The sequence below is a fragment of the Curtobacterium sp. PhB170 genome (genome assembly GCF_003752345.1).
Taxonomy (GTDB): Bacteria; Actinomycetota; Actinomycetes; order Actinomycetales; family Microbacteriaceae; genus Curtobacterium.
The window spans coordinates 410,564-422,885 of sequence record NZ_RJUM01000009.1; the positions used below are offsets into that span (position 1 = coordinate 410,564).

Consider the following 12,322-nt stretch of genomic DNA (forward strand, 5'->3'; position numbering starts at 1 on the left):
ACTGTCGCTTTCGCGGGCCGGGGGCCGGGGGCCGCGGGCCGCGGGCCGGGGGCCGGGGGCCGGGGCCGGGGCCCGGCGCAGCGCAGCCGGGGCCTACCGCGCGGACGCCACCAAGCCGTGCGCAGCCGCCACGGCCTCGTTCGTGACCTGGCCGGCGTGCACGTTCAGGCCGAGGGCGAGCGACGGGTCGGCGGCCAGCGCGGCCTCCCACCCGCGGTCGGCGATCGCGACGGCGTACGGCAGCGTCGCGTTCGTCAGCGAGATCGTGCTCGTGCGCGGGACGGCGCCGGGCATGTTCGCCACGCAGTAGTACACGGTGTCGTGCACCGCGAACGTCGGGTCGTCGTGGGTGGTCGGGTGCGAGCCCTCGAAGCAGCCGCCCTGGTCGATCGCGATGTCGACGAGCACCGATCCCGGCCGCATGTCCGCGACCATGGCGTCGGTGACGAGCTTCGGCGCGGACGCCCCGGGGATGAGCACGGAACCGATCACCAGGTCCGCTTCCCTGAGTTCTGCAGCGATGGCGTGCGCCGACGACCGGAGCGTCGTGATGCGTCCGTCGAACCGGGCATCGAGCGCGCGCAGCCGCGGCAGACTGATGTCGAAGACCGTCACGTCGGCCCCCATGCCGAGCGCCATCGTCGCGGCGTGCTCGCCCGCGACCCCGCCGCCGATCACGACGACGCGGCCCTTCGGCGTGCCGGGCACCCCACCGAGCAACAGCCCGCGTCCGCCGTTCGTGCGCATCAGGTTGTAGGCGCCGACCTGGGCGGACAGCCGCCCGGCGACCTCGGACATCGGCGACAACAGCGGCAGCGAGCGGTCCGGCAGCTGCACGGTCTCGTAGGCGATCGCGGTGGCCCCGGAGTCGATGAGTGCATCGGTCAGCGGACGGTCGGCCGCCAGGTGCAGGTACGTGAAGAGCACCTGGCCAGGACGGATGAGCGGATACTCGGACGCCACCGGCTCCTTGACCTTCAGGATCAGCTCGGCGCGCGCCCAGATCTCGTCCGCGGTGTCGACGATCTCGGCGCCCGCGGCGCGGTACTCGTCGTCGGGGAACGCCGACCCGGTGCCGGCCCCGGCCTGCACCAGGACCTGGTGGCCGTGCAACGCCAGCTCGGCGACACCCGCCGGGGTGGCCGCCACGCGGTACTCGTTGTTCTTGATCTCGGTGGGGACGCCGATGCGCATCGCAGACTCCTTCGTGGGTGGTGCTCTCGTCCACACCATTCAGCGCTGGATTCGTTGCGGTGACGTTACAGCCGAAGATCCTGATGACGCACGGCGCATCGGTGCGATGAGATTCGGCGGATGGCCACTCAGAAGACCTTGCCCGGGTTCAGTATGCCTGCCGGGTCGAACACCCGTCGGATCCCCCGCTGCAGCTCGAGGACGTCGTCACCGAGCTCGTCACCGATCCACCGACGCTTCAACACCCCCACGCCGTGCTCGCCCGTCAGGGTCCCGCCCAACTCGATCGCGGCACGGAACATCGCATCGGCGGCGTCCCAGACGTGAGCAGGCGCCACGTCGCCGTCGAAGACGAAGTTCGGGTGCAGGTTGCCGTCACCGGCGTGCGCCACGGTCGGGATCGGGACCCCGTGTTCGCGGCCGATCTCCTCCACGCGCGCGAACATCTCGGCGAGCCGGCTGCGCGGCACGGCGACGTCCTCGATGAGCACCCGACCGCGCGACTCCATCGCAGCGTGGAAGGACCGGCGGATCGTCAGCAGGCGCTCGCGTTCCGCCGCCGACCCGGCCAGGTGCACGGTCCCGCCCTCGGCCTGGAGGCGCGGCACGGCTCCCAGCGCCGCCTCGGTCGCGCCCGGGCCGTCGAACTCCACGAGCAGGAAGACCCCGCCCGCCGCGGTGCTCCCCACCGTCTCGACGATCACCTCGGATCCGAGGTACGCCGCGATCCCCTCGAGGGCCAGAGCGTCCAGCAACTCGACCGTCGAGGGCCGATCCGCTCCCGCCACCACGGCGGCGGCCGCGGCGGCGGCCTGCTGCACGGACGGGTAGACGGCCCCGAGCGTCGCAGGCTCCCCCGCCGGGATGGGCACGAGGCGCACCGTCGCGCCGACGATGACGCCGAGCGTGCCCTCGGACCCGACGAGCAACGCCGTCAGGTCGAGACCGGTCACCCCCTTGACGGTGCGGTGGCCGGTCGACACGAGCCGGCCGTCCGCCAGCACGACGTCGAGTCCGAGCACGGCCTCGCGCGTGACGCCGTACTTCACGCACCGCAGGCCACCGGCGTTCGTGGCGATGTTGCCGCCGACGCTCGCGATCGCCGCACTCGCCGGGTCCGGTGCGAAGCGCAGCCCGTGCTCGGCGACGGCGGCGTTCAGCGCACCGTTGAGCACCCCGGGTTCGACGACGGCGAGTTCGTCCTCGACGGACACCTCGACGATGCGGTCCATCCGCGCGACGCTGAGCACCACCGTGCCCTCGGTGCCGTTCGCGCCACCCGCCAGACCGGTGCCGGCGCCGCGCGGGACGACGGGGACGCCCAGGGCCGAGCAGGTCCGGAGTGTCGCCTGCACGTGCTCGACAGTGCGGGCCTCGACGACGGCGACCGGACCGCCGGGTGCGATCCAGCCGGACTTGTCGGTCCGCGCGGCGTCGAGCACGCCCGGTTCGGTCCGGACGACGGTGCCGTCGGGGTCCTGCAGGGCGGAGCGGAGCTCGGTGACGACGGTGTCCATGTCGTCACGCTACCGCCGCCGAGTGGACTCCCCGGCTCGGTGCCCCCACGGCGGTCAGCGCGTGCGGAGCGACTCGCTCGGCAGCTCGCCGAAGCGGGCACGGTACGTCGCCGAGAACCGCCCGAGGTGTCCGAAACCCCACGACCGCGCGATCTCGGCGACCGAGGTCTCGTCGCGCGCACCCCCGAGCAGGTCCGCCCGCGCACCGTCGAGCCGCACCTCGCGCAGCAGGTCGCCGGGCGTCTGGTCGAGGTGCCGTCGCAGGGACTGCTGCAGCCCGCGCGGGCTGAGCCCCGCCGCCGCGGCGATCTCCGGTGTGCCGATGGGTTCGCGGGCGTGCTCGTGCACGAAGTCGAGCGCCCGGCGGACGCGTCCGTGCTCCGGACCGCCGCCGGCCACGGTCGAGCGCCAGCGATCGCGCTGCGGGAACGCGCTGATCGCAGCGGTCGCGAAGGCCTCGGCGATGTCGCGCTGCGCGATCGGGTCGAGGTCGTGGTCGACGTCGAGCCACGTCGACGAGTGCGTCCGGACCACGTCCTGCCATGCAGCCGTGCCCGCAGCCGTCGGGCGCTGCATCGGCTCGAAGGCGAAGTCGTCCTCACCGACCAGCGCCCGGACGAAGTCGCGGTCCAGGTGCACGAGGTTCAGCGCGATGTCGCGGTGGTGCAGGGAGTACGGCTCGGCGAACGGCAGCACGACGGGCACGCCGGCTTCGAGCGCCCAGGTCTCGCCGCCGCAGGTGATCCGGCTGGAGCCACTCCGCATCCAGGCCACCAGGAACTCGTCGTCGACCTGGCTCTCGCTGCGCAGGTCGACCATGAACCGCGACGACCGCAGCGACATCCGGTCGTCGCCGACGCCGGCGAAGTCCCAGTGCGCGGTGGGGCGGGTGCGCCGGACCGCGGGTGCCCGGAAGTCGTAGTCGCGCCCGAAGAAGGCGAGCGCCTGGTCGACGTCAGTGCCGACCACGCGACGGGAGTACCGGCCGCCCGGTCGGTCCATCGAGATCACCATGGCCGAGAACCTACCCGGCGCCCCCGACAGAACCGGGTCACATCCTGACTCAGGGCTGCAGGATCGCCTGCCCGACGCTCTCGTCCAGGATCAGGTCCGTGACGAGCCCGGACGCCAGCGCACCCCGCAACGACGCGGCCTTCGACCGGCCCGCGACGACGCAGACCCGACGCGGAGCGCGCTTGATGGTGTCGAGGTCCGGCCCGCCGGCGCGTGCGTTCACGCCGATGTCCCGCCACGACCCGTCGGCCCGGTAGAACACGGTCGAGACGTCCCCGACGACCTGGGCCTTCGTGAGCTCGTCGCGGTCGGCGGGGTCGAGGTAGCCGCCGGAGTACACGTGCGACGGCACCGGGGCCTGCGGGGCGCCCACCCCGAACACGACCAGGTCCATCCGCTCGTGCAGGTCGAGCACGCGGCGGATCGAGCGCTCGCGGAACAGCGCCTCCTTCGTGGCGGGGTCGTCGAAGAACGCGGGCACCGGGAACTGCTGCACGAACGCGCCGTAGGCCTCGCCGAACCGCCGCAGGATCTCCGAGGCGTAGACGATGCCCGTGGTCCGGGTGTTCGCGGCGCCGTTGATCTGCACGATGGTCGACCCGTGCGTGGTCTTCGGCACGAGGTACCGGCTGACCGCGCTCACCGTCGAGCCCCACGAGATCCCGATCACCATGTTCGACTCGACGTACTGCGTCAGGATCCGGGCGGCGGACAGGGCGACCCGTTCCAGGCGGTCGACGTCGCTCGTGTGGTCCGGCACCGGGACGACGTGCGCGTGCACGCCGAACCGCGAACGGATGCTGCGGCTCAGCGCGGCGGCCTGGTCCAAGGGTGAGCGGATCTGGATGTCGACGAGGCCGGTGTCCCTGGCGTACTTCAGCAGACGCGACACCGAGGAGCGCGAGGTCGCGAGTTCGTCCGCGATGGCGTCCATCGTCAGGTCCTGCAGGTAGTACAGGTGGGCGGCGCGCAGCGCCTGCTGCGTGCGCATGGGCTGAGCCGCATCGCTCATGGTGCTCCGATCTGTCGAACGCAACCATGCACGGACGTGCACGGCCTCTGCAACCCCTGTCGCGCCTCCCGGCCCCCGGATCGGAGCGCACGACACGTGTGCTGCACGTTCGTGCACGCAAGTTGCCCGACCTCCCAAACCAGCGCACGATCGATCCTGACCACGAGAACCGACGAAGGAAGCGACGAACCATGTCGAAGAAGACACAGCCCCGGAACACGGTGACCGCCCTCACCGAGCGCCCGAACGCGCAGGTCCTCGTCGTCGGCGGCGGCATCAACGGCATCGCCACGTTCCGCGACCTCGCGCTGCAGGGCGTCGACGTCGCCCTGGTCGAGCGCGGCGACTACGCCTCCGGTGCGTCCGCTGCGTCGAGCCACATGATCCACGGCGGCATCCGCTACCTCGAGAACGGCGAGTTCCGCCTGGTGCGCGAGAGCGTCCAGGAGCGCAACGGCCTCATCCGCATCGCCCCGCACTACGTCAAGCCGCTGCAGACGACGATGCCGATCTTCTCGACGTTCTCCGGCATCATGAACGCCCCGCTGCGCATGCTGACGCACAAGCAGCGCTCCACCAAGGAGCGCGGCGCGATGCTCATCAAGATCGGCATGACGATCTACGACTCCTTCTCGCGCGACGGCGGCTCCGTCCCGAAGCACGTCTTCCGCACCAAGAAGGCCGCGCTCGAGGACATGCCCGCCCTCAACAAGGACCTGAAGTACACGGGCACCTACTACGACGCGAGCGTGCACGAGCCCGAGCGCCTGGCCCTCGACGTCCTCAAGGACGGCATCGCCGCGGGCACCGGGACCGGCTCCGCCGCGACCGCCCGCGCGACGAACTACGTCGAGGCAGCCGGCACCCGCGACGGCGGCGTGCTGCTGCGCGACCGCGAGACCGGCGAGGAGTTCGTGTTCACCGCCGAGGTCGTCATCAACGCGTCCGGCCCCTGGACCGACCTGACGAACGAGGCGTTCGGCGGTGAGACGAAGTTCATGGGCGGCACGAAGGGCTCGCACATCGTCGTCCAGAACGACGAGCTGCTCGAGGCCACCAAGGGCCGCGAGCTGTTCTTCGAGAACGACGACGGACGCATCGTCCTCATCTACCCGCTCAAGGGCCGGGTCCTCATCGGCACGACCGACATCGACGCCGACCCCTCGAAGCCGGTCACGACCACCGACGAGGAGATCGACTACTTCTTCGGGCTCGTGAAGCACGTGTTCCCGCAGATCGACGTCACCCGCGACCACATCGTCTACAGCTACTCCGGCATCCGCCCGCTCCCCCGCCACGAGGACACCGCCCCCGGCTTCGTGTCGCGTGACTACCGGATCGTGGACACGCAGATCGCCGGACTGCCGGACTCGACCGTGCTGTCGCTCGTCGGCGGCAAGTGGACGACGTTCCGCGCCCTCGCCGCACACCTGTCGACCGAGGCCACCACGAAGCTCGGGATGACCCGCAAGGTCGACACCACCGGCATGGCGATCGGCGGTGGCAAGGAGTTCCCGACCACCGACGCACAGCGCGCCCTGTGGATCACCTCGCACCGTGACGGTCTGGACGAGTCCCTGGTCGAAGGCCTGCTGGAGCGCTACGGCACCCGTGCCTCCGAGGTCGTGGACGTCCTGACCGACGGCCCCGTCGAGGCGCTCGAGTCCGACCCGTCGCTCACCCGCGCCGAGGTCGCGTACTTCGCCGAGCACGAGCAGGCCGTCCACCTGGTCGACGTGGTGCTGCGCCGCACGAACCTCGCGTTCGTCGGCGGTGTCACGATCGACCTGCTCGACGAGCTGGCCGACGTGCTCGCCGGGGCGCTCGACTGGACGCCCGAGGAGCGCGCGGACGAGGTCCAGCGCACGCTCGACGTGCTGCGCGAGGCGCACCGCGTGATCGTGCCGCTGACGTCCGCAACGGCACAGGCGTCGGCGTCGCAGCTCGCGTAGTCGACGCGACCGCATTCGGACGGGAGGCCCGGTACCAGCTGGTACCGTCCCTCCCGTCTCGGCCGTCACCCCGCTGGCGCGGTGCGCCGGTACCGGCGGGTGGGGCCCACCTCCCGTCGTTCGTCTGGTCTCGTTCCGTTCGCCCGGTCGCGATCGCGCGTCAGAACCGCTCGCCGGTCGGGTCCAGCGCAGTGCGGTCGATGAGCTGGTCACCACCGATCGGCTCACCCTCCCAGTCGACCAGGTGCCAGCCGTCGGCGAAGGACCCCTCGAGCTCGACGATGCCGGTGTTCTCCAGGTGGCGCTTGGTGCCGAAGTGGTCAGGGGTGTTGTCGGCGGCCGCGCTCGCCCAGGTACGGATCGCCGCACCGTGACTCACGGCCGCCGCCACGCCGACGCCGGTGGCCTCGATCTGCCGCACGGCGTCGTCGTACCGCTCGAAGAACTCGAGCCCGCTCTCCGCGCCGGGCATCCGGGTCGTGCGGTCCCCGCCGGACCAGCCGTGCACCGTCGAGATGTACAGCTGCACGGACACCGTGTCGCTCTTGCCCTGGGTGTCCCCGGCCTCGATCTCACGCAGACCGGGCAGCACGACGGGCTCGAGCCCGAGCGACGCCGCCAGGGGTGCCGCGGTGATCTGCGTCCGGACCATGGTGGAGGCGAAGAGCCGCTCGATCCCCCGGTCGGCCAGGGCTGCCGGCAGGGCGTCCGCCTGCTGCTGGCCGAGCTCGGTCAGGCCGGGTCCGGGCACCACGGCGTCGAGGACACCGTTCACGTTCGCGGGGGTCTGGCCGTGGCGGATGAGCAGCAGTCGCATGGATCCACCCTACGGACCACCGCCGACGTCAGCCCTGGCGGGTGTTCCAGCGGGGGTTCTGCTTGTTGATGACGTAGACCCGGCCGCGGCGACGGACGACCTGCGAGCCCGGGATCTTCTTCAGTGCCTTGAGCGAGTTGCGGACCTTCATGGTTCTCCTCCGTCAGTGCTCTCTTGTTGAGAACGGTTTTCAGGTAGGGTACCCGACATGCGTGCTGCTGCCATCACCCTCGTCACCGCCCTCCACGAGGCCGACGCCGACCGCGTCGCCGCCCGGATCACCACCGGGCACCGGATGCACGTGGACGGGAGTGCGTTCGCCGCGGCCCGCGCGGTCGCCGAGCGGGCCGACCACCTCGACCGCGCCTGCGGCCCCGACGCCGACCACGGCCTCGTCGTCACCCTGCGACCCGGCTCCGACGCCCGCGCCGTGGGCATGATGCTCGCGAACGCCGCCCGGAGCGAGACCGGAGACGACCGGGTGCTCCGACACGTGGTCGGGGTACTGCGCGCCGACGACGTCGCACAACTGCTGTGGTCCGACGTCGACGACGCGTTCGTGGCCGCCGACCGGGTGGCATCCCTCGTCGAGTACGCGACCGTCATCGCGCTCGACCGTCTCGCGCCACTCTCCCTGCGCCGCCGTCGCGCACTGGTCGCACTGCTGCACCGGCTCGCGCCGCAGGCCGTGATCGTGGCGCTGCCCGCCCTCCGGACCGCGCGCGACCTGCCCGCCTCGAACGGCGGGGCCGCTCGGGTCCTGACCTCGGGCGCCGGGTGGATGCGCGCCCTGTCGAGCGGAGCCGACACCGGCCGGGATGCCCGCGACGACCTGGTCGCGATGCGCTACCGGGAGCCCCTGCCGTTCCACCCCGGGCGACTGGCCACCGTGATCGAGCGGGACCTGGCCGCCGGGGCCTCGGGCCGGGTGCTCCGCTCGAAGGGGTTCTTCCGGCTGGCATCACGCCCGGACCACGTCGGCTCGTGGTCGAGCTTCGGGGCGATGCTCGCGCTCGACCCCACCGCGAACCCGTCGTGGGACGCCGACGCCCCGATCGGGCAGGCGCTGTGGTTCGTCGGCGAGCGGCTCGACGTGCGGGCGATCGAACGAGCCCTCGACGGCGCACTGCTCACGCCGCCGGAGCTGCTGGCCGGGCCGGAACTGTGGCGCGGGTGGGCGGACCCGTTCCCCGTGTGGCCGGCGGTGGACCCGGCGTCCGAGCACCGGCACGAGTGACGCGGGAGCGGCGCCTGCTCCGACTCCGACTCCGACTCCGACTCCGACTCCGAACGACATCCTCGACGTCGTGCGACGACCACGATGTCGTTCCCACTCCCGTGCAACGGCGCGCGCGTGCAACGAACGACGAGGCCGATGTCGTACGACATCGACCTCGTCGTTCCGAGTCGAGCGACCCGCGAGCGCCCCCCAGCGTCAGCGCGCCGGCACGGCTTCGGCCTCGGCGGCGTCGCCCGCGGCCCGGGCGGCAGCGTCCTGGGCGGCGAACGGCAGGTCCCCCAGGTCCAGGTTCGGGTTCGTGTCCTGTGTGAGCACGAGCTCCTTCGCCTCGGCCTCGGTCTCCACCGCCGGCATCGAACCCGGCAGCGGACGCCGCGAGGACTCCTTCATGCAGAAGACACCGATCGCACCGACGACGCTCATCGCCATCAGGAAGTACGCCGGGGCGAGCTCGTCCCCGGTCACGGTCAGCAGCGCCTGCACGATCAGGGGCGTGGTCCCACCGAAGACGGCGATGGCGATGTTGTAGGCGAAACCCATGCCGCCGTACCGCGTCGAGGTCGGGAACAGCGCCGGCAGCGACGCCGCCTGGTTCGACACCCACAGCGCGGTCATCAGTGCGAGCAGCCCGAGCCCGGCGAGCGTGGACCACTGCGCACCGTGCCCGATCAGCATGAACGCCGGCACGACGAGCACCACGGTCGTCGCGGCACCGATCCACATCACGACGCGTCGACCGAGCTTGTCGGACAGCTTGCCGGTGAGCGGGAGCATGACCGCCAGCAGCAGGAGCACCGGGATCGTCAGCAGTGTGCCGTCGAGCGGGGAGTACCCGAGCGAGTCGGTCAGGTAGGTCGGCATGTACGAGGTCAGGGCGTACCCGACGGTGTTCGACGCCGCGACGAGCATGATCGCGATGACGATCGGCCGCCAGTGGTCCCGGACCATCACGAGCACGTTCGCGGGACGCTCCCCGTCGAAGGACGCGCGGGTCTCGGACGCGGCCTCCTGCGCGGCCTGGGTCGCCTGGAACACCGGCGACTCCTCGATGCGCAGACGGAACCAGATCGCGACGACGCCGATCACACCGGCCGCCAGGAACGGGAAGCGCCAGCCGTAGGCGACCATCGCGTCCTCGCCGAGGGTGATCTGCAGCACCGAGACCACGGTCGCACCGAGCGCGAAGCCCAGGTAGCTGCCGAAGTCCAGGATGCTCGCGAAGAACCCGCGGCGACGGTCCGGGGCGTACTCGGTCACGAAGGTCGTCGCACCGGCGTACTCACCGCCGGTGGAGAACCCCTGCGCCAGCTTCAGCACGACGAGCACGATCGGTGCGAACACCCCGATCGTCGCGTAGGCGGGCAGCGCACCGATGAGGAACGTCGACGCCGCCATCATGATGAGCGTCGTCGCGAGCACCTTCTGGCGCCCGATGCGGTCGCCGAGACGGCCGAAGACGATGCCGCCGAGCGGACGGGCGATGTACGTCGCAGCGAAGACACCGAGGCTGAACAGGATCTGCACGGCAGGCTCGGCGGTCGGCAGGAAGACCTTCCCCATCGTGACCGCCAGGTAGCCGTAGACGCCGACGTCGTACCACTCCATCGTGTTGCCGACGACCATGCCGCTCACCGCGCGGCGCATCATGCTCTTGTCGACCACGGTGACGTCGCTCTCGCGCAGACGTCGGTGCGGCCGGGTCGGGGTATGGCTGGGATCGGAGCCCATGTCTCTCCTCGAGGATCGTGACGAGCCGGCAGGGACCGGCTCGGGCCGGTGGAGACCGGCTCAGGAACAGCGAGCGACGTTACCGAGCGACCGAAATGTCATTGGCCGGTGATTCCCAGGCAGCGGCGTGTCACCCGAACGGGGGGAGGGCCCGATCCGCATGCGGCTGCGGATCCGCCAGGCTGAGTAACGAGGACATAACATCGGCGCATGGCGATCGAACCCGAGACGAAGAGCTGGACCTGGGTCATCGAGGGCACCTGCCCCGAGTGCGGCTACGACGGCACCACGGTGTCGATCCGCGACGTGCCGGGGATCATCGACGCGAACACGACCGCGTGGCCGACCGAACTCGGCCGGGATGACGTGCGCGAGCGTCCCGACGACCACACCTGGTCGGCACTCGAGTACGGCGCCCACGTGCGCGACGTGCACCGGAAGATGACCGAGCGGCTCGCCCTGATGCTCGCCGAGGACGCCCCGACGTTCCCGAACTGGGACCAGGACGCCACCGCAGTCCAGGACCGGTACGGCGAGCAGGACCCGGCCGTCGTCGTCCGGGAGCTCGGCGAGGCCGCACACCGGGCAGCGCGGGCGTTCGACGAGGTCCGTGACGACCAGCTCGAGCGCACCGGACTGCGGTCGGACGGCAGCGCCTTCACCGTCGCGACGCTCGCCACCTACTACGCGCACGACCCCGTCCACCACCTGTGGGACGTGCGGCGCACGCACTAGGTTCGGGCGTACCTGCCCGAATCGGGCGTACCTGCCACGAAGAAACGACCAGGTATGCCCGAAAGCGCCTTCCATCGCGCCCGTTCTGGGAAGGAACGCGCACCTGCCAGGCGCCGAGCAGACCGCTCAGGCGAGCGCGTCGAGCACGGCGCGGGCCGTCGCGGCGTCCGACACCAGCTCGTTGACGAGTCCCCCGCGCACCGCGCCGACGATGCTGCCGACCTTGGCGCTGCCGACGGCGACGCCGACGGCGTGCGGCACACCGGACAGGACCTCTCGTGAGGTCCGGACCATCCGGTCGCTGCCGGGGAACTCGATGGGCGAGCCGTCCGCGGCGTAGAAGTTGAGGCAGACGTCACCGGCGGCGCGGTCGAACGCGGCGTCCTCGACGGGGACACCCCGTGCCAGCGCGTCACGCGTCGGGGTCGGTGCCCCGATGCCGAGGATCGCGCCCTTCGCCCGGCCCCAGAGCCCGACGACGTGCTGGAAGGCCGGGTCCTCGTCGAGTGAGGAGCGCATCGCCGGCGACGGCAGAGCCTGCGCGAACAGGAAGGCGGGGATCGCTCCGGAGTGCTCCGCAGCGGTCCGGGTGATCTCGTTCGTCTGGAACCACGGCATCGGGTCGGCCTGGCCGCCCACCGTCGGGACGAGCTGCACGCCGGGCAGGCTCGGCATGCCGGCGTGTGCGACGTCGTACACCGTGCGGCCCGACGACATCAGGACGGCGTCGCCGGGGACGAGCCCCATGCCCTCGACCGCTGCGGCGAGGGGCGCGGCGAGGTCGGCGCCGAGCGTGGCGGTGTGCGTGACGGCGGCCAGGTGCACCGCTCGGATGCCGAGCACGACCTGCAGCCGTTCGGCGAGCGCGACGGTCTCGTCCTGGAACGGGTCGACGACCTCGATGCGGACGAGTCCGGCCTTGCGCGCCTCGGCCACGAGCCGCGACACCGTCGGACGCGAGACACCCAGGCGCGAGGCGATCTCGACCTGGGTGGCGTCCTCGAGGTAGTACATCCGAGCCGCCTGGTACACGGTGTCGAGCGGGAACCGGGTCCGGGCACCCTCGGCGGCAGGGTTCTCGGCGGACATGCGCCGATCGTATCCCCGGCACAC

Annotated in this window: 11 protein-coding genes; 3 read left to right on the forward strand and 8 right to left on the reverse strand. The window is 71.5% G+C overall.

The features are described 5' to 3' along the window. Positions 1–93: 93 nt before the first annotated feature. The 4 genes from ald to EDF40_RS06170 all read right to left on the reverse strand — a co-directional run bounded on the left by ald (position 94) and on the right by EDF40_RS06170 (position 4,737). Entirely contained in the window at positions 94–1,194 is a 1,101-nt protein-coding gene (gene ald / locus EDF40_RS06155) for an alanine dehydrogenase (protein WP_123338756.1), read from the reverse strand. A 128-nt stretch (positions 1,195–1,322) separates the two neighbouring features. After that, positions 1,323–2,711, reverse strand: a complete 1,389-nt coding sequence (locus tag EDF40_RS06160; RefSeq protein ID WP_123338755.1) for an FAD-binding oxidoreductase — start codon at positions 2,709–2,711, stop codon at positions 1,323–1,325. A gap of 54 nt (positions 2,712–2,765) precedes the next feature. After that, positions 2,766–3,725, reverse strand: coding sequence for an AraC family transcriptional regulator (locus tag EDF40_RS06165; RefSeq protein WP_123338754.1), 960 nt, complete (start codon positions 3,723–3,725; stop codon positions 2,766–2,768). A gap of 49 nt (positions 3,726–3,774) precedes the next feature. Then, the gene (locus tag EDF40_RS06170; RefSeq protein ID WP_165901120.1) at positions 3,775–4,737 is read right to left on the reverse strand and encodes a sugar-binding transcriptional regulator; all 963 of its coding nucleotides are present in this window, start codon (positions 4,735–4,737) and stop codon (positions 3,775–3,777) included. A 191-nt stretch (positions 4,738–4,928) separates the two neighbouring features. Here EDF40_RS06170 and EDF40_RS06175 point away from each other — a divergent pair, with 191 nt between their 5' ends. Next, on the forward strand, positions 4,929–6,689 hold the full coding sequence (locus EDF40_RS06175; protein WP_123338753.1) for a glycerol-3-phosphate dehydrogenase/oxidase: 1,761 nt from the start codon (positions 4,929–4,931) through the stop codon (positions 6,687–6,689). A 160-nt stretch (positions 6,690–6,849) separates the two neighbouring features. On the opposite strand, the gene EDF40_RS06180 is transcribed toward EDF40_RS06175, so the two are convergent. Together EDF40_RS06180 and ykgO are read right to left on the reverse strand one after the other, a co-directional pair. Further along, positions 6,850–7,506, reverse strand: coding sequence for a histidine phosphatase family protein (locus EDF40_RS06180; protein ID WP_123338752.1), 657 nt, complete (start codon positions 7,504–7,506; stop codon positions 6,850–6,852). A gap of 28 nt (positions 7,507–7,534) precedes the next feature. Next, positions 7,535–7,657, reverse strand: a complete 123-nt coding sequence (gene ykgO, locus EDF40_RS06185) for a type B 50S ribosomal protein L36 (protein WP_022905672.1) — start codon at positions 7,655–7,657, stop codon at positions 7,535–7,537. A 57-nt stretch (positions 7,658–7,714) separates the two neighbouring features. Here ykgO and EDF40_RS06190 point away from each other — a divergent pair, with 57 nt between their 5' ends. Next, complete coding sequence (locus tag EDF40_RS06190; protein ID WP_123338751.1) at positions 7,715–8,743, forward strand: GTP-binding protein; 1,029 nt, start codon at positions 7,715–7,717, stop codon at positions 8,741–8,743. Between the two features lie 198 nt (positions 8,744–8,941). Here EDF40_RS06190 and EDF40_RS06195 read toward each other — a convergent pair whose 3' ends face one another. Further along, positions 8,942–10,474: an MFS transporter gene (locus tag EDF40_RS06195; protein ID WP_123338750.1), complete on the reverse strand. Its 1,533-nt coding sequence runs from the start codon at positions 10,472–10,474 to the stop codon at positions 8,942–8,944. Positions 10,475–10,684: 210 nt separating this feature from the next. On the opposite strand from EDF40_RS06195, the gene EDF40_RS06200 reads away from it, so the two are divergent. Then, complete coding sequence (locus EDF40_RS06200) at positions 10,685–11,209, forward strand: DinB family protein (RefSeq protein WP_123338749.1); 525 nt, start codon at positions 10,685–10,687, stop codon at positions 11,207–11,209. Between the two features lie 126 nt (positions 11,210–11,335). Here the strand turns inward: EDF40_RS06200 and EDF40_RS06205 are convergent, their stop codons facing one another. Beyond that, a complete protein-coding gene (locus EDF40_RS06205) occupies positions 11,336–12,298 on the reverse strand; it encodes a sugar-binding transcriptional regulator (protein ID WP_123338748.1) in 963 nt (320 codons plus the stop codon). Positions 12,299–12,322 lie beyond the last annotated feature (24 nt).